Annotated in this window: 7 protein-coding genes; 4 read left to right on the plus strand and 3 right to left on the minus strand. The window is 71.7% G+C overall.

The window, feature by feature from the left end; translation table 11 throughout:
- Both MFF42_RS02715 and MFF42_RS02720 read right to left on the minus strand, forming a co-directional pair.
- Positions 1-11,200 (minus strand): beta strand repeat-containing protein (locus MFF42_RS02715; protein WP_238254419.1); only part of this gene is annotated, 11,200 nt, incomplete at its 3' end.
- 116 nt (positions 11,201-11,316) lie between these two features.
- Complete coding sequence (locus MFF42_RS02720; protein ID WP_238254420.1) at positions 11,317-13,143, minus strand: ShlB/FhaC/HecB family hemolysin secretion/activation protein; 1,827 nt, start codon at positions 13,141-13,143, stop codon at positions 11,317-11,319.
- Positions 13,144-13,544: 401 nt separating this feature from the next.
- Between MFF42_RS02720 and MFF42_RS02725 the strand changes: the two genes are divergently transcribed.
- Positions 13,545-14,174: a TetR/AcrR family transcriptional regulator gene (locus tag MFF42_RS02725; protein ID WP_238254421.1), complete on the plus strand. Its 630-nt coding sequence runs from the start codon at positions 13,545-13,547 to the stop codon at positions 14,172-14,174.
- A gap of 252 nt (positions 14,175-14,426) precedes the next feature.
- On the opposite strand, the gene MFF42_RS02730 is transcribed toward MFF42_RS02725, so the two are convergent.
- The gene (locus MFF42_RS02730) at positions 14,427-15,365 is read right to left on the minus strand and encodes a LysR family transcriptional regulator (RefSeq protein WP_238254422.1); all 939 of its coding nucleotides are present in this window, start codon (positions 15,363-15,365) and stop codon (positions 14,427-14,429) included.
- Between the two features lie 141 nt (positions 15,366-15,506).
- Here MFF42_RS02730 and dctA point away from each other — a divergent pair, with 141 nt between their 5' ends.
- The 3 genes from dctA (at position 15,507) to MFF42_RS02745 (ending at position 18,790) form a co-directional block, all read left to right on the plus strand.
- Positions 15,507-16,838 carry a C4-dicarboxylate transporter DctA gene (gene dctA / locus MFF42_RS02735; RefSeq protein ID WP_238254423.1) on the plus strand — a complete coding sequence of 444 codons (1,332 nt, stop codon included), beginning with the start codon at positions 15,507-15,509 and terminating at the stop codon, positions 16,836-16,838.
- Positions 16,839-16,911: 73 nt separating this feature from the next.
- Entirely contained in the window at positions 16,912-18,075 is a 1,164-nt protein-coding gene (locus MFF42_RS02740) for a mandelate racemase/muconate lactonizing enzyme family protein (protein ID WP_238254424.1), read from the plus strand.
- Between the two features lie 112 nt (positions 18,076-18,187).
- The gene (locus MFF42_RS02745) at positions 18,188-18,790 is read left to right on the plus strand and encodes a VOC family protein (protein ID WP_238254425.1); all 603 of its coding nucleotides are present in this window, start codon (positions 18,188-18,190) and stop codon (positions 18,788-18,790) included.
- Positions 18,791-19,024: the final 234 nt, after the last annotated feature.

The raw sequence follows: 19,024 nt of genomic DNA on the forward strand, positions 1-19,024 counted from the left end.
CGTCGCCGTAGACGCGGCCCTGCGCGTCGGCGGTGATCGTGATGGACCGCGCGGCCACCGTCAGCCTGCCCGCGTCGACGAAGGTGAAGCCGTAGCCGGTCTCCGAGGTCAGCGTGCCCCGCGCCACCGTGATGGCGTAGGGCGCGGCACCGACGCGCGCGGTCGCCGCGGCCCCGGCCGAGGTCACGAGGGCCGTGCCGGAGAACGCCGTGGCGGCGGTGTCGGCGAGGAAGGCGCCCGCGACGCCTGCCGCGAAGCCGCCGACCGTGAAATGCCCGGCGAGCGCGGCGGAGACGTCCTCGCCGTAGATCTTGTCCGCATCCGTCGAGGTGACGGTCAGCGACTGCGGCTTGGCGAAGACGTAGCGGTCGCCCCCGACCGAGACGCCGCCGCCCGCGGCCGTGTTCCACACGGCGGTGTTGCGGCTGTCGAGCCCGCCGAAGCTGTCGTCCGCCGGGTCGCCCGAATAGATCAGCCAGCGGCCGGAGGTCGCCGAGACCGCCCCCGGCCCGCCCTGGTTGACGAAGGCGCCGGTGGCCGCGAGCAACGGGTCGGCGCCGCGCGCCCCCGCGCCCACGGCGATCGTCAGGCTCCCGTCGGTCGCGACCTTGAGCGCGCCCGCGGTGGTCACGCCGGAGAGGATGGATCCGGTGGCATCCGCGACGCGGCCGATCGTCAGCGCGCCGACATTGGCGAGGTCGAGGCGCGCGGCGTTCGCCGCGACGGTGCCGATCCGGTTGGCGGCCAGCGTCAGGGTGACCGCATCGGGTGTGATGACGCGCAGGTTCGGCGCCGTGACGAGGCCGGTTTGCGTCACCGCGCCGGCCACGTTCAGGGCGAGCGTGTCCGCGACGGCGAGCGCGGTGTCGAGCGCGAAGGCGCCCGCCGCCTCGATCGCCCGGCTGCCGGGCGCGAGGGTCGCGGCGGCCGTTCCCGCCACCGTGGCGCCGAAACCGGCGTCGAGGGCCGACAGCGTGGTCAGGCCGGTGCCGTCGCGCCGCCAGCCGCCGGAGAGATCGAGGCGGGTCAGCGTGCTTGGCAGGCCGCCGGCGTAGGTGATCGCGTCGGCCGCACCGGTGCCGGCATTCGCGGTGGTGAAGGCGGCCACGCCGTTGCCGGAGGCGAGCGGGCCGGCCTTGACGAGAGAGTAGTAGGCGCCGTTCGCCCCCGTCGCGACGCGGCCGACGACGCGGCCGTCGCTCGCGATCGTGACGAGGCCGAGCCCGTTCGCGCCGCTCGCGAGCGGCGTGCCGTCGGCCTTGGTGACGAGGCCCGACACCGCCTGCACCCCGTCCGGGAAGAACGCGGTCAGGTAGGGGTAGAGGCCCGATCCCGTCGACCAGACCGCCCCGTCGAAGCCGCCCGGCAGCGCCCCCTGCAGCTGCGCCGTCGTCAGCGCGGTGCCGACGCCGTTGGAGGCCACCCCCGCGGTCTGCGCGTCGTAGAAACCGTTCGTCAGCGCGAGCGCGGTGGCGACGCCGATCAGGCCGCCGACGCTGCTGCTGCCGCTGCTCGCGATCACCGCGCCGGTCGCGGTGGCCTGATCGATCGTGTCGCCGCTGCTGCTGCCGATCAGGCCGCCGACGGAGCTGCCGACGCCGAGGCTCAGGACCGCGCCGCCGGCGGAGACCTGCGCGATGCTGCTGCCGGTGCTGGCGCCGATCAGGCCGCCGACCGCGACGGGGGACAGGACGGACAGGGTGACGTTGCCGGTCGCGTAGGATTGCGTGACGGTCGCGCCATTCAGGCTGCCGATCAGGCCGCCGACGGGACCGCTCAGGCCCGTGCCGACGACGTCGCCCGTCGCGGCCGACCGGCTCACGCGACCGCCATTCATCAGGCCGATCAGGCCGCCGACGGAGCCGTTGCCGGTGACCGTGGCCGAGCTGACGACGTTGAAGACCCTGCCGGAGAAATTGCCGCCGGCCAGCGCGCCGACGTCGCTGTCGCCGCTGACCGAGCCGCCGACCAGTGCGAGGTCGCGCAGCGTGCCCATATTCTGGCCGACGAGGCCGGCGTACCTGCCGCTCTTGGCGATCGTCAGCCCGGTGATGCTGTGGTTGAGGCCCTCGATCACGCCGAGGCTCTTGCTCACCAGCGCGTCGGCGTAGGGGGTGCCGGCGGCGTTCAGGTCGTTGGCGAGCGCGTAGAAGCCGGTGGTGCCCGCCGCTTGCGGGTTGATGCCGTTGGCGGAGGCCGCAATCCCGTCGATGCCGTCGAGATCGGCCATGCTGTAGAGCAGCGTGTAGCCTTGGCCGTTGATCGTGAGCCGGCCGCCGGCATCCGTCGCGGTGGCGCGGCCGGCGGCGTCGGTGTAGGTCAGGGCGCGGCCGGCCGCGAAGTCCAGGTTCGCGAGCGCGGACGGGTCGTAGGCGAGGTTGACCGAGACGGCGCCGTTCGCCGTGACCGGCGCGTTGAAGCGCAGCGCGCCGGAGGCCAGCAGCCCGAGGCTGGCGCCGTCGGCGAGGGTGATCGCGTTCGACACGGTGATCGCCGCGTTCGCCGTCGTGGTCTGCACCCGGAAGGTGTCGCCCGTGCTCACCGCCTGATCGATGGCGAAGTCGCCCCCGCTGACGAGGAAGCTGCGGCCCCGCGCGGCGGCGATGGCCGCGAGCGCCGTCGCGTCGCCGCCCGCGCTCGCGCTCGCGCTCGCCCTGGCATCGGCGAGCGAGGGCGCGGCGGAGAGCGCGTTCGCCGCCGTGGTGACCGTCACGGCGTTGCCGTAGAGGTCGACGCCGCCCTGCAGAGCCGCGCCGGTCGCGGCGGTGAGCGTCGCGCCGTTGGCGCCGTTATGGACGAGGAGGGCCACGCCGTTGGCGATCGTGCCGGGCTGGCCGAAGGCGTAGTAGGAGCCGTCCGCGCCCGAGCTCGCCGATCCGAACGGCGTGCCGCCGGCGATGACGCCGACCGTGCGCGGGCTCGCGGGCGTGACCCCGGCGTCGGCGTAGACGGTGCCGGTGACGACCTGGATGCCGTTCGGGAAGAACGAGGTCAGGTAGGGGTAGAGCCCGCTGCCGGTGCTCCAGCGGCCGGAGGAGAAGCCGCCCGGCAGCGTGCCGGATTGCAGCTGCGCCGTGGTCAGCCCCGTGACCGAGACGTTCGCGTCGTTCGTGCCGATGCCGGTCTGGCGCCCGCTCGTCGTGGTGTTCCAATAGGCGTTGGTGAGCGTGGTGACGCCGCCGCCGAAGGCCGTATTCCCGCCGACCAATCCCCCCGAGTTGGGCCCTGAGACGAGGCCGGTCGCGTAGACCTCGGTCAGCAAGGCAACCGCACCGCCGCGTCCGCTCTGGTTGTATCCGACCAAGCCGCCGGCCTGACCGGCTGCGTCGACCGCGCCGGTCGCGAAGCTGTTGGCGATCGTCGCGGTGCCGCCGTCGAGCGTCTGATTGAGGCCGACCAGGCCGCCGGCATATTGGCCGTTGGTGCGCACCTGCCCGGTCGCGAAGCTGTTGGCGATCGTCGCGGAATGGCCGTTGTTGCCCTTCTGCACGCCGACGAGACCGCCGGCGTAGCCGTCGGAGACGATGACGGACCCGGTCGAGGACGCGTTGACGATGACGACGTCGCGGGTCGCTCCGTCGCTGTAGCCGACGAGGCCGCCCGTGGAGTTGACCCCGATGCCGCCGCTCACCGACGCCGAGGACGAGACGTTGGCGATCGTGCCGCCCAGATTGTACCCGACCAGCGCGCCGGTCACGGTGCCCCCGGCATTGCTCGCCACGGTGCCGCCGAGCAGAGCGAGATCGCGGATCGTGCCCGAATTGTTGCCGATCAAGCCGACGGAGGTCGAAGTGGTGGTGTTGGCGATCGACAGATTGGCGATCGCATGGCCGAGCCCGGTCAGGATGCCGGTGAAGGCGGGATCGCTGTTGGCGTACCCGGCGGCGATCACCGCGCTCGTGTAGCTGTGGCCCGACGCGTCGAGGTCGCGCGCCAGCGCGTAGCGGCCGGCGAGATTGCCGTTGACGCTGTCGAGATCGCCCATCGTGTAGAGCAGCCCGTAGGACCGCCCGTTGACGCTGAGCGCCTGGCCCGTCACCGCGCCGGTCGCGGCCGAGCCGTCGGCGTTGGCGAAGGTCAGCGGCGCGCCCGGCGCGAAGGTGAGGTTCGTCGGATTCGAGGAATCGTAGGCGAGGTTGGCCGTGCCCGCGCCGTTGATCGTGATCGGCGCGTTGACCTTGAGCGCTCCCGTCGCCAGCAGGCCGAGCGAGCCGCCCGACGCGATCGTGACCGGCTGCGAGACGGTGATGCCGGCACTCGCGCCGATCATCCGCAGGGTGAAGGTGTTCGCGCCGCTGATCGGCTGATCGATCGTGAAGCTCGCGCCGCCCGCGACGAAGCCGCGCCCGCCCGCGCCGTTGATCGCGGCGAGCGCCGCGGCGTCGCCGCCGGCCGCCGCGCGCGCGGTCGTCTGCGCGTCCGAGAGCGACGGCGCCGACGACAGCGACGTCGCCATGGTCGGGATGGTGAGCGCGTTGCCGTAGAGGTCGAGTCCGGTCTCGTTGAGACCGCCGACCGCGCTGGTCAGGGTCGCGGCGTTGCGCGCGCCGGAGGCGCTGACGCCGGTGGCCAGCAGCGTGTTGCCGGCCCCCAGCGTGCCGGCGCCGCCGAACACGTAGTAGCTGCCGTCCGCGCCGGTGGTCGCCGACCCGAGGCGGGCGCCGTTGCCGATCACCGTGACGGTGCCGCCCGAGGCGAGTGGCGTCGCTCCCGCATCGGCGTAGACGGTGCCGGACACGGCCTGCACGCCGTTGGGGAAGAACGAGGTGAGATAGGGGTAGAGCCCGATGCCGGTGCTCCAGAGGCCGGACGAGAAGCCGCCCGGCAGCGTGCCGGACTGGAGCTGCGCCGTGGTCAGACCCGTGACCGAGACATTCGCATCGTCCGTGCCGATGCCGGTCTGGCGCCCGCTCGTGGTCGTGTTCCAGTAGGCGTTGGTGAGCGTGGTGACGCCGCCGTTGACGGCCAAATTGCTGCCGATCAGGCCGCCCGAATTGGGGCCGTTGACGACGCCCGTGGCGTAGACGTTGGTCAGCGAGGCGACCGCGCCGCTGCGCACGCCCAGGTTCTGTCCGACCAGGCCGCCGGCCTGACTGAACGAACCGGCGACGGACACCATGCCGGTCGCGAAACTGTCGGCGATGCGCGCCGTGCCGCCGTCGACCGCCTGACTGATGCCGACGAGGCCGCCGGCATAGAAGCCGGCCGTGGACGTGACCTGTCCGGTGGCGAAGCTGTTGGCGATCGTCGCGGTCTGGCTGTTGGTTCCCTGTTGCAGGCCGACGAGGCCGCCCGCGGTGCCGCCGGAGACGAGGACCGACCCGGTCGCGGAGGCGTTGACGATCGCCACGCTGCGGCTCGATCCGTCGCTGGAGCCGACGAGGCCGCCGGCATAGAGGGCGCCGGTGCCGCCGCTCACCGCGGTTGATGACGCGACGTTGGCGATCGTGCCGCCCAGGTTGTTGCCGACGAGCGCGCCGATGGTGTTCCCGGTCCCGATGCCGGTGGTCGAGACCGAGCCGCCGACGAGGCGCAGGTCGCGGACCGTGCCGGAATTGATCCCGATCAGGCCGACCCCCATCTGGTCGGCCGTGTTGGCGATCGCGAGGTTGGCGATCGCGTGCCCGAGCCCGGTCAGCGTGCCGGTGAAGGCAGGGTTGGTGTAGGCCCGGCCGGGCGCGATCACCGCGCTCGTGTAGGTCGTGCCGCCGGCATTGAGGTCCGTGGCCAGGGCGTAGCGCCCGCCGAGACTGCCGTTGATGCCCGCCAGATCGCTCATCGCATAGAGCAGGCCGTAGCTCTGCCCGTTGATGCTGAGCGTGCCGCCGTTGTTGGTCGCGCCGTAATTGATCGACGTGCCGGGTGCAAACGACAGGTTGAGGAGCGACACGCCCGGCGCGGTCGTGGTGTCGAGCGAGGCGGCGAGCGCGACCTTGCCCGCGCCGGGGACGCTGACCGACGCCTGGAGGGCCAGCGCGCCCGACGCCTGGAGCTGGAGCGTGTCGGCGCCGTTGACGGTGATCCCCTTCGCCACGGTGATCGGCGCGTTCGCGGCGATCGTCTGCACACCGAACAGGCCGCTCGTCGAGACGGTCCGGTCGATGGTGAAGCCCGCGCCGGTGGCGATGAAGTTGCGGCCGGCCGTGTCCGCGATGGCGCTGCTCGCGGCGGTGTTGCTCCCCGCCGCGGCGTTGGCCGCGGCGACGAGGGAGGGACCGGCCGAGGACAGCACCGTGTCGCCGACCGTGCCGGACAGCGTGCTGCCGTAGAGGGTGACGCCGGCGAGTGTCGCGCCGCCGGTCGCCGCCACCACCGTCGCGGCGTTGCTCGCCCCGGAGGACGCGTTCGCCACGGTGTAGGCCAGCACCGGCGCGTTCGCGGCGAGCGTGCCGGCGGGCGCCGCGACGTAGTAGTAGCCGTTGGCGCCCGTCGAGACCGTGTCGAGCACCTTGCCGTTGGCCATCACGCTGACGCGGCCGGCATCGGGCACGTTGATGGGCCGGCCGACGCTGGAGGAGAGCACGTCGGTCGCGCCGTTGCGGTAGGCGATGCCGGAGATCGCCTGCACGCCGTTCGGGTAGAAACTCTTGAGGTAGGGGTAGAGCCCGTTCGCGCCGCCGCCATAGGCCGCGCTCAGGCCGCTCGCGCCGCCGTTCTGGAGATCGGCGGTCGAGAGGCCGACGACGCTGCCGCTGGCGGTGCCGCCGCCGATCCCGGACGAGCCCGGCTGGAAGGCGGTGTAGGCGCGCCCCGTCGTCGCATCGTAGGCGCCGCTGACGGGGCTGCTGGACAGATTGTTGCCGATGAAGCTGCCGATGTTGACGCCGCCGCTGACCGCACCGGTGGCGAAGCTGTTGATGACCACACCGCTGCCGGCGATGAACGAGACGCCGAAATTGTATCCCACCAATCCGCCGGCGCTCGACCCGCCGGTGCCGATGTCCACCGCACCCGTCGCGGCGACGCGATCGATCGTGGCGAAATCGTTGGTGCCGACGGCGCCGCCGGCCTGATTGGTGTCGCGGGCGTTGACCGTGACGGTCGTGAAGCTGTTCGAGAGCAGCCCCGCGTTCCGGCCGATCAGGCCGCCGGTGGAATTGGCCGCGGCCGGAGCGTTCGCTTGGCCAGACGCCGTGGCGTAGACTTGGCCGGTCGCGTAACTCTGCGTCACCGTACCGGCGTTGTGGCCGGCGATGCCGCCGAGCGAGCCGACGCCGCGGAGGTCGGCATTGGTCACGCCGACGTTCTGGACGAGGCCGCCGGTGCCGACATAGCCGAACAGGCCGACATACTGGGTCTGCGGCGCGTTCACGACCAAGCCGTCGACGATGTGGCCGAGGCCGGTGAAGGTGCCGGTGAAGCCTTTGCCGCCGTTGAGCAGGTTGCTGCCGTTCGTGGCGACGGCGCCGCTGGTGCCGAGCGGGACGAAGCCGGAGATGCCGCTCGCGTCGATGTCGGCCGCGAGGGCGTAGCGGCCGGTCGGGCCGGCGTTGATCGCCTGCAGCCCGGCCGCGTCTGTGATCAGCGTGTAGGGGTTGCCGTTGATGCTGAGCGCGCCGCCGACGCCGTTGAAGCTCAGCGGCGCGCCGATGGCGAAGGACAGGTTCGCCGCGTCGCTCGTGTCGTAGCCCAGCGCGACGGAGACCGCGCCGTTGGCAGTCACCGGCGCGTTGACGGCGAGCGCCCCGGCCGCGTTCAGCCCGAGGCTGGCGCCGCTGCCGATGCTGATCGGCGCGGCGACCGTGATCGGCGCGCCGGGCGCGGTGGTCTGCACGCCGAACGTGTTCGCGATGGTCACCGCCTGGTCGATCGTGAAGCGCGATCCCGTGGCGACGTAGTAGCGCCCGCTCGCGAGGCCGATCGCCGTGAGCGCGGCGGCGTCGCCGCCCGCTGCCGCGGTGGCGGCGGGTCTCAGGTCCGGCAGGGTCGAGAAGGTGAGCGCGCTGGTCTGCCCCGCCAGCGTGCTGCCGTAGAGGTTGAGGCCCCCCTGCGCGGCCGTGCCGCCGGCGGAGGCGACGGTCGCCGCATTGGTCGCGCCGGTCCGGGCATCGGCGCCGGTATAGGCGAGCACGCTCTGGCCGGCCGCGATCGGCGTGACCCCGATCGCGTAGTAGTAGCCGTTGGCGCCCGTGGTCGCCGCGCCGAAGGCCGCGCCGTTCGCGAGCACGCTCACCCTGACCGCGCCGTTCGTCCCGGAGGCCAGCGCGGTCGCGCCCGCGTCGCCGTAGGCGAAGCCGGAGACCGCCTGCACGCCGTTGGCGAAGGTCGCCTTCTGATAGGGGTAGAGGCCCGCGCCGGTCGCCCAGGTGCCCGAACCGAATCCGGCCGGCAGGCTGCCGCTCTGGAGCTGCGCCGTGGTCAGGCCGGTGACGTTGCCGCCCTGCCCGCGCGGGTCGCCGCCGCCGATGCCGGTGGTGGTCCCGCTCGTGGATGTGTCCCAGAAGGACGAAGCGACCGTCGCGCTGCCGCTGAGCGGAACCGTATTGGTGCCGACGAGGCCGCCGATCCCGCCGTAGCCGGTGGTGCTGACGCGGCCGGTGGCGTAGGACGTGGCGATCGACGCGACGGCGCCGCTGCCGTTGCCCAGGTTCCAGCCGACCAGGCCGCCGATCCTCGCCGCGGATTGTCCCGTCGCCGCGCCGGTGGCGAAGGAATCCGTGATCGACGCGACGCCGTTGGTGCCGTTCGCCTGGTTGGCGCCGACGAGGCCGCCCGCGGCGTTGCCGCCCTGGCTGCCGGTGCCGCCGTTCGAGACCGCGCCCGTCGCGAACGATCCCGAGATCGTGCTGATGCCGGCATCGGTGGTGTTGACGCCGACCAGGCCGCCGACGCTGTTCGTCGGCACGCCGGCGTTGGCGGGTCCCACGCTGCCGGTCGCGTAGGAATTCACGATCGACGCCGTTCTGGGCGTGCCGAGGGTGTTCCCGCTTTCATTGTAGCCGACGAGGCCGCCGAGGCTCGCGTTGCTGCCGCCGGCGACGGTGCCGGTGGCGTAGGACCCGCTGATCGTCGCGGTGTCGCCGGGTGCGGTCTGGGTGCCGACGAGGCCGCCCGCGACGGCGGCCCGGCCGATCGTCGCCCCGGTCGTGACGGCGCCGGTGCTGTAGGAATTCGCCACCAGCGTCGGCGCGCCGCCCGAGGCATAGGTCTGGCCGATCAGTCCGCCGACGATCGCCGCGTTGCCGCCGCTGACGGTGGCCGACGACCAGGCATTGACGACCGACGCCGGCGCACTGCCTTGACCGAGTAGACCGACGAGGGCGCCGACCACCGCGCTGTCGCCGCCGCTGACCGAACCGCCCACCAGGCCGATGTCGCGGATCGTGCCGCTGGTGTAGCCGAACAGGCCCAGATAGGGCCCCCCGCCGGAGATCGTCAGGTTCGAGATGGTGTGCCCGAGGCCCTCGAAGGTGCCGCTGTAGCCCAGGGGGACGACGCTGCCCCCATACGTCGTGGTCGAGGTCAGGTCGGTGGCAAGCGCCGAGCGGCCGCTCAAGCCCAAGGCCGCGAGTTGCGCCATGCTGTAGACCAGCGCGTAGCCCTGGCCGTTGACGCTCAGGCTGCCGCCGTTGTTGGTCGCGCCGTAATCGATCGAGGCGCCGCGGGCGAAGGACAGGTTGGTCGGCGAGGCCGCGTTGTAGGTCAGCGCGACGCCGCCCCCGCCCTGCACGCTGATGGTGCTGTTGACCGCGATGGCGTTGGCAGCGTTGAGCGTCAGCGTCGTCGGCGCCGACCACGCGACCGGTGCCGCCACCGTGATGTTGCCCGCCTGCGTGCCCGAACTGCCGGTCGAGACGGTGACGTTGGCGCTGGCGAGCGCGCCGGTCAGCGTCGTCGCGTTGATGACCGAGTCGTTGCCGGTCGCGGTCAAGCCGCCCGTATCCGCCCCGTTCGAGATGGTGACGTTGTAGGGGTCGAGCAGCAGCGTGCCGAAGCGGCCGTTCCGGGCCGTGAGCCATGTGGTGCCGCTATAGGCGAGCCACCCCTTCGAGGAGACCTCGGCCTGCCCGCCGTCGCCGCCCCGCGCGCCGCCCTTGGCCGAGATGGTGCCGGCAAAGCGCGTGGAGGCATCCGACCACACCACCACGTCGCCGCCGTTGCCGCGCCGCGTGGCGTCGGCGCGGATCGTGGTGGCGGCATCGGTCCGGACTTCGGCGGCGTGCGGCAGCGGGCCGCCGCCCTGGCGCCCGCCGCCGATGCGCACGCTGCCGCCGCCGGCCCGGCCCGAGACGTCGATCCGCGCCTGCGTCAGGCCGATGTCGCGGCCGGTGACGGTGACCGCGCCGCCGGTGCCCGCCGTGCCCTTGCCGAGCGTGCCCTTGCCTGTCGCATCGAGCCGGCCCGAGACGGCGACCGCGCCGTCGCTCCCTGAGAGCGTGATGCTGCCGTTGCGGCCCGCCACGCTCCGGGCCTCGATCGTGCCCGACAGGTTCACCGCCTGGCGCGCCATGTCCCGCGCGGCCGCCGCGGTCAGGATCACGGAGCCGCCATCGGCCGAGATCGTGCCGGAGGAGCGCACCAGGGCGCCGCGGCCCGCGGCGTTCGTCGGCACGGCCACCTGCAGGAAGCCGTCGCCCGAGAGGTCGAGCGTCGCCCGCTCGCCGGAGCCGAGGCCGACCTTGCCCATCGGGACGCTGATCGTGCCGGCATTCGAGACCTGGCCGCCGATCAGCGCCGCGTAACCGCCCCGGCCGATGGTGATGCTGCCGTGGTTCGTCGCCTTCGCCGAGGCGCCGGAGCCGCGGAACTGGCGCCGGCCGGCCCGGAAATCCTCGTCGGTCGTGTCGAGCGTCGAGGCGACGAAGCCGGCCGCGTTCACCCGGCCGGTCCGGGTGATCGCGATGCCGTTCGGGTTGACGAGGTAGACCTGCCCGTTGGCGGTGAGCTGGCCGGCGATGGTCGAGGGCGTCGTGCCAGTCACGCGGTTGAGGATCGCCGCGGAGGCGTTCGGCTGGACGATGTCGACGCGATTCTGCTGGCCGATCGAGAAGCCTTGCCAGTTGACGATGGCCGACTGGCTCGACTGCGTGATGGCGAGCGCGCCGTTCGCCGGCCGCCCGATCGTCACCCCGCCGGAGACGACTTGGCCGCCCGTCGGCAGCGCCGACTGCGCCAGCGCCGGGCCAGCGCCGACCAGCGCGGTCGAGGCGAGAAGCGCCTGGACGAGACGGGCGGAGAGGCGGCGAGAGGGTGCTCTCATGGGCTGGGTCGTCCGGTCCTGGGGCATCTTCCGACGAAGCGGAGGCCGGTTCGTCGAAGAAAATGCGGGAAAATCAGAGGGCTGGGACCGGATCCGATGGCCGATCGGATCCGGCCCTAGAATTGAAGCGCGGCGGCGAGGGTGAGGCGGTCGTCCCCGCTCCGCCGGTCCGAGCGCTCGCCGCGCCCGTACTCGAGGCTGACGCTGAACTGGCTGAAGCTCGCCTCCGGGGCGGCCCCGATCCGCAGGCCGATCCCGTAGGCCGCGCCGCGCACCATCGTCCGTTCGAGGGCGGTCGGGCGCTGCTGGCGCGTCAGGCCGAAGGCGGAGAAGCCGTAGGGGGCGAGCACGAGCGCCGCCGCCGTGGTCTCGCCGGCCGGCAGGCCGGTGCCGAGCTGCGCCGGGATCGCGGGCAGCGCGAAGGGCAGGGTGAACGGCACGAGAAAGGGGAACTGCGCCTCGGCGCGCACGACGAAACCCTCGTCGCCCTGGAACAGGCCGGCATCGAACGCGGACAAGGCGCTCAAGGAGGCGAGCCCGATCTGTTCGGAGCGGGCGAGCGCCTGATTGAACGAAGTCTGGCCGCGCGCCCTCAGGTCGAGGGTCAGGTGCTCGGCCAGCGGCTGCGTGAAGGCGAGGCTCGCCTCCAGCTTCTGGAACGCGGGCCGGGCGCCCTGGCGCGAGAGCGGCTCGGCCTGCGAGCCCGGCGGGGGCGGCTCGCGCGCGCCGAGGCCGTCGATCCCGAACGAGCCGAGGAGGCGGCCGGTCAGGAGCCCCTGGCCGAACGGCCCGAGGCTCGGCGCGAACCAGGAAAAATCCCCGCCCGCGCGGGCGACCCGCAGGCGGTCGAGCGAGAGCGGCGCGGTGACCGGGTTGATCGCGGTGACCCGCTCCTCCTGCGCGTCGAAGGCGGCCTCGGCGTTGAGCGTGAAGTCCCGCGAGCGGATCAGCGGAGAGCGCAGCCGCGCCGAGTAGCGCGAGAAATCCGAGGCGAAGCCCAGTGTTCCGGGCGCCGCCCGCGGCGCGGTGCGGGCATCCGTCGCCTCGAGGGTCAGCGTCAGGCCATCGAGGCCGAGCGGTAGGATCAGGCCGGCCGCGAGCGCGCGGTTGCGCGGCTCCTGCGCGAGGAAGCCGAAGCGCCCGCCGCTGTAGGGCGCCCCGGAGGCGCGCAGGTACAGAAGCTCGCCGTTCCCCGTCGGCGCGTTGAGATCGAGGCCGACGCTCGTCGTATAGGTCCCGAGCGCGGCCGCGAGCGTGTTGTCGACCGAGACCGAACCGGTCACCGGCTTGTAGCGCGCCTCGACCACCAGCACGCTCGCCCCCGGGCCCGAGCCCGGCGCGAGGGTCGAACGGAGAACGGTGCCCGGCGTGTCGCCGGCGAGCAGGAGACGGCGCTCGATGAGGCGCAGCGACAGGCCGCGCAGGCCGACGAGATCGCCGAGCACGGCCGCGATACGCCCCCGGATCTCGGGCGGGAGCGCGCTCGTGTCGATCCGTTCGAGATAGCCGTCGATCACGACGATGCGGACGTCGCCCCCGTCGGCGAGCCTCTGGGCCGGCAGCAGCACGCGCACCAGCGCGTAGCCGGCCGCCCCGTAGGCCTGCTCCAGGGCGCGGGCCGCCGCGAAGATCTCGGCGGCCGTGACGGTCCGATTCGACAGCCGGGCGACGAGGGCGGCCGATTCCGCCGCCAGGGCGCCGGTCGCGCCCTCGACCCGGACCGTCCGCACCCGCACCGAGAGCCTCTCGGCGCCCTCCGGTGCCTGCAGCCCGACGCCGTCCGGGATCGACAGCCCGCCGCCGAACGACTGAATCGTCGGGCTGAACGAGGGCGGCGTGATCTGCGAGGCGGTCTGCGCACGGGCGGTCGCCGCGGGCAGCACGAGCCCGATCAGAGTTGCGGCCGCCGCACGAGACCATCCTGAACCGAGCGGGGCGCGCATGGCATACGTCCAATCCGTCGCGGTCCGCGCAGGTTGCAGCGGCCGCTCGTCGTCGGAGCGGCCTCATCGCCCCCCGTTCCGATCAGCGTGGCCTTTTCTCACAAATCCGCTTTATGAGCAACACGCAGGACGCGAACTTTCCGCCCTCGCTGGGCAAGCCGCCGCGTGCCCTCAGAGCTTCGATCGCGATCCGACGCCCGGCTGGCCATCGCGTAGCCGCGATCCGGGTTCGAGGATGGGGCGTCCGGCCGCGGCTTCGGCGAGCGCACTCAACCGCTCCGGGGAACCGCAACCGGGGCGAGATTCTTTCAATTCGAACAGGCGGTTGCGTCGCGACCGCCGCTGACGTAGCCCGACGCCGTCCTCGATGCGCTGATGCCCGTTCCATAATGCCAGAGAAGATGCTCGAGCCCAGCCACGACCTCATGCTGCGCGTCCTGGAAGCATTTCTCGCCCGTGGCTACGAGCATTTGACGATGGTTCAGCTTGCGGAAGACTGTCAGTTCACGCGGCGGGCGCTCTATCATTACTTCAGCAGCAAGGAATCGGCGTACCGGGCGGTGATCCGGCACTTCAACGTGGTCGCGGTCGCGGCCGGTCTCGACGCGGGACGGGCGGCACGGCGCGCGGGCGGCAGCGCCCTCGACGTCCTCGCGACCACGCTCGACATCCGCTACGGCGACACGCGCCGGAGGCTGAACCGCTCGCCGCACATCTTCGATCTGAACGCGGAGGCGTTCCGCCGCGGTCGCGACATCATGATCGAGAGCGCGATCGCCTTCCATGCGGAACTCGAAGCGCTCATCCGTGAACTCGCGGACGACGGCCTGATCGCGCTCCGGCCGGGCCGGACGCCCGCGGAGCTGGCCCAGCTTCTCACCGATGCCGCACGGGGCGTGAACCAGACGCTTCCGCCGATCGCGACCGAGGACTACGCGGGGCGCTACCGGCAGATCGTCGAGGCGATCCTCTTCGGCGCCGCGGCTCCGGCCGCGGCGGGGGAGCCGGTGCCCGGCCGGACCGAGGGCTGAGACCGCCCCGACGCGACGGCGATCCTGCGCCGTCGCCTTTCAGATGATCGGACCGGCGGCAGCGATCCGGACGGCCGAAGGTCGACTCTCCGCCGCGGCCGTCATCGACCGGTTCGCGCGCCCTGTCGTCGGCTGGCCGATTCAGGGCCGCCGAGGGCTCACGGCATCATGGCGGAGGGCCAGCCGAAGGCGAGCCGCGGGACACCCAACTCCCGAGGCTGACGGGCCGCATTCGGCGAGGAGCCCGCGGACTCAACAGGCGGCCCGCTCCGAAGCGGATTTCGGGCGCGTCTGTGCCGGTCCGGATACGAGCCCGTCCCAGAGCTCGTCGGCGGCATCGTTGCGGCATTCCGGGGAGCGGAAGAGCCTGATCTCGATCGGGACGTCGAATTGCTCCGGCCCCGCTCGCACGAGGCTGCCGCGCGCCTGGTCGTCCGCCGCGACCGTCCGCGGCAGCCAAGCGACGCCATGACCATCCCGCGCCATCGTCATGAGCGTGGCGGCGAGATGCGACGTGAGCGCCGTCGCCATGGAGGTGCGTTTCAGGTCCTGGCAGGCCGCCAGGATGCGGCCGAGCCCCGAGGCTTGGCTATAGGCGAGGTAGGGAACGGGCGCGTCCTCCGATCCCGGCAGCGACCAAATCGGCCGGCCGTCGGCGCCGGGCGCGCAGAGCGGAACGAGGACATCGTCACCGATGGGAACGCTCGGAAAGCGGTCGGTCTCGAAGCGCGTCGGCGCGTTGGGATGGACGTGGCAGATCAAGAAATGCACCTCCCCGGACAGCATGATGGCCTCGCAGGCCTCCATGCTGTCCGAGACGAGGTTCAGCGTGCCGAGCGCCTGAAGCTGCATCAGGCCGCGGATCCAGGCCGGGAAGAACGTGAACGAGAGCGCGTGCGTCGCCGCGACGGAGAGGGCCACCGTGTTCCGGTCGCCGATCGCGCGGGCTTCGCGACGGGCACGCTCCAGGCCGTGAGTCAGGTCGTCCGCGGCGGGCCGAAAATGAGCGCCGGCCGGCGTGAGCGTCGTCCCTTGAGCACCCCGCACGAACAGAGGGGTGCCGACCCAGTCCTCCAGGGCGCGGATGCGGCGGCTGAAGGCGGGCTGGCTCACGTTCCGGGCCTCCGCCGCCCGGGAGAACGTCCTCAGCTCCGCCAGCGCCAGAAAGTCCCTGAGCCAGTCGAGATCCATGGCGATGCCGTTTGTGCATAGCGTGAACCGAACATGGCATTGGCTGCCGGGGCAGGTCCAGACCTATGCTGCCGGCAAGCTCCCGTTCGAGGAGCCGTGTGCCCTCTGAAATCGGGCACGAGCACCGGGAGGTATTCAGCCGTGAAAGACTGGCTCAGCCGGCTTTACGTCCAAGTCTTCGTTGCCATCATCATCGGCGGATTGGTCGGCTACTTCCTGCCTCATATCGGCGTCACGTTGCAGCCCCTGGCGGACGGGTTCATCAAGCTGATCAAGATGCTGCTGGCGCCGGTCATCTTCGGCACCATCGTGGTCGGCATCGCCAAGATGGGCAACATGAAGGAGGTCGGACGCATCGGCGTGCGGGCGCTGATCTACTTCGAGGTCGTCTCGACGCTCGCCCTCGTCATCGGCCTCGTCGTCGTCAACGTCATGCAGCCGGGCGTCGGCATGAACATCGACGCCACGCAGATCGATGGCAGCGCCATCGCCGGCTACGCCAAGCGGGCCGAGGCGCAGCCCGGCATCGTCGGCTTCCTGATGGACATCATCCCCTCGACGATGGCGGAGGCCTTCACCAAGGGCGCCATGCTGCAGATCATCCTGATCTCGGTGCTGCTCGGCCTCGCTCTGGTCCAGGCGGGCGAGCGCGGCCGGCCGGTGGTCGTGGTCATCGACAGCCTGCTCGACGCGCTGTTCCGCATCGTCGCGATGGTGATGCGGCTCGCCCCCGTCGGTGCCGGAGCCGGCGTCGCCTTCACCATCGGCAAGTACGGCCTCGGCACGGTCTGGTCGCTCGCCTACCTCATGCTCGGCGTCTACGCGACCTCGATCCTGTTCGTCGTACTCGTGCTCGGCTCCGTCTGCGCCTGGAGCGGATTCTCTCTTCTCAAGGTGCTCAGCTACTTCAAGGACGAGATCCTGATCACCTTCGGGACCTGCTCCACCGAGGCCGTCATGCCGCGCATGATGGCGAAGCTGGAACGCCTGGGCTGCGAGAAGTCCGTCGTCGGCCTCGTCCTGCCGACGGGCTACACCTTCAACGCGGACGGCACCTGCATCTATCTCACCATGGCGTCCATCTTCGTCGCCCAAGCCACCAACACGCCGCTCGGACTCGGCGATCAGCTCGTCGTGCTCGGCGTCCTGCTGCTGACCTCCAAGGGATCGGCCGGGGTCGCCGGCGCCGGCTTCGTCACCCTTGCCGCGACCCTGTCGAGCATCCACACCGTCCCGGTCGCGGGCCTCGTGCTGCTGCTCGGCGTCGACCGCTTCATGAACGAGGCGCGGGCGGTGACGAACCTGATCGGCAACGCGGTCGCCACCATCGCCGTCGCGAAGTGGGAGGGCGCCTTCGATCGCGCCAAGGCCGAGGAGGCCTACCGCAACCGGGCGGCGGTCGCCGCCGAGGCCGTCATCCCGCGCACGGAAGCCGGCCACGCCGTGCCCCGTCCCGTGGCTGCCGTGCACTGAGTGCACTGAGCCTGCCGGCCGCCTCGCGGCCGATCCAATCCGCTCCGACACCCATCACACAAGGAGAGCCACCGTGCGTATCGTCGACGTCCGCGAGGTCACCAAGCCGATCGCGTCCCCCATCCGCAACGCCTATATCGACTTCTCGAAGATGACCGCGAGCCTCGTCGCCGTGGTCACCGATGTCGAGCGCGACGGCCGCCGGGTCGTCGGCTACGGCTTCAACTCGAACGGCCGCTACGGCCAGGGCGGCCTGATCCGCGAGCGCTTCCGGAACCGCATCCTGGAGGCCGATCCGAAGAGCGTCCTCAACGAGGCCGGCGACAACCTCGACCCGCACAAGCTGTGGGCCGCCATGATGACCAACGAGAAGCCCGGCGGGCACGGCGAGCGCTCGGTGGCGGTCGGCACCCTCGACATGGCGATCTGGGACGCCACCGCCAAGATCGCCGGCAAGCCGCTGTTCCGCCTGCTCGCCGAGCAGAAGGGCGTCGAGGCCAACCCGCGCGTGTTCGTCTACGCGGCCGGCGGCTACTACTACCCGGGCAAGGACGACACCCAGCTGCGCGCCGAGATGCGCGGCTACCTCGACCGCGGCTACAACGTGGTGAAGATGAAGATCGGCGGCGTGCCGATCGCGGAAGACCAGCGCCGCATCGAGGCGGTGCTGGCGGAGATCGGCTCCCAGGCGCAGCTCGCCGTCGACGTCAACGGCCGGTTCAACCTCGAGCAGGGCATCGCCTACGCCAAGATGCTGCGCCAGTACCCGCTGTTCTGGTACGAGGAGGTCGGCGACCCGCTCGACTACGCCCTGCAGGCAGCGCTCTCCGAGTACTATCCCGGCCCGATGGCCACCGGCGAGAACCTGTTCTCGCACCAGGACGCCCGGAACCTCCTGCGCTACGGCGGCATGCGCCCGGATCGGGACTGGCTGCAGTTCGACTGCGCGCTGTCCTACGGCCTGGTCGAGTACCTGCGCACCCTCGACGTGCTGCACCAGTTCGGCTGGTCGCCCTCCCGCTGCATCCCGCATGGCGGGCACCAGATGTCGCTCAACATCGCGGCCGGCCTCGGGCTCGGCGGCAACGAGAGCTACCCGGACCTGTTCCAGCCCTACGGCGGCTTTCCGGACGGGGTGAGGGTCGAGGACGGCCACATCGTCATGCCCGAGCTGCCCGGCATCGGCTTCGAGGGCAAGTCGGACCTCATCCATGTCATGCGTGAACTGGCCGAGTAGGACGATCGGGATCGGGCGCCGCCGCGGGCGCCGCCCGGCCGGTCCGGCGGCGATACAGGGGGGCGTCGCGCACCGCCCCGATCGATCCGAGAGAGCCCGGCTCGACATCGACGTGCAGGCCGTCCTCGACGCCCTGACCGACGAGTTCATGAGCACGTCGGTAGTCAAGATCCGGGCCGGCATACCGAGCACCAACCGGAACACCGCGGCCTTGGCCGCCTGCCGGGAGCTGGAACGCCGAGGGCTCGCCGAGCATACCGGTTGCGGCGCGCGCTCGACCCTGCGCTGGAGGCGGACGCGCCACCGACCCGAAAGGACACCTTCGCCCATGAACGTCCGTTGCGATCACGTCCATCTGCGCAGCCGCGATGCCGTTGCCGCCGCACGGTTTTACGTCGATCTGTTCGGGGCCCGCGAAATCCGCCGCGACGGCTCACCCGTCGTCAGCCGCGTGACGATCGAGCTCGGCGGCCTCACCGTCTTCATCGAGCAGGCGCCCGAGGGAACAACCCCCGCATCGGCGCAGCCGCATCTGGGAATCGAGCATATCGGTCTCGGCGTCGAGGATATCGAACAGGCCTACGAGCACGTGCGGCGACACGGCATCGAGATCATCTCCGGGATCAACGAGGTCAATCCCCGGTTGCGCACGGTCTTCATCAAGGGGCCGGACGGGGCCGTCATCGAGCTGCTGCAGCGGTTGGCCGGTTCCTAGACGGCGGCGTCAGACGGTTTCCGGCTGATCACCTCGGGCCGTACCCCATCCCGTCATCGCGAGGCGGAGCCGAAGCGATCCAGGGCGCGACCTCTCCGGAGATGTCGCGCCCTGGATTGCCACGGCTTCGCCTCGCAATGACGGCGGATGGTGAAACCGAAGTGATCAACCGGAAACGGTATCAGACGGTGTCCGGTTGATCGCTTCGGTCGGGGCATGGCCTGTCCCCTCCCC

The organism is Methylorubrum podarium (assembly GCF_022179745.1).
Classification (GTDB): Bacteria; Pseudomonadota; Alphaproteobacteria; order Rhizobiales; family Beijerinckiaceae; genus Methylobacterium; species Methylobacterium podarium.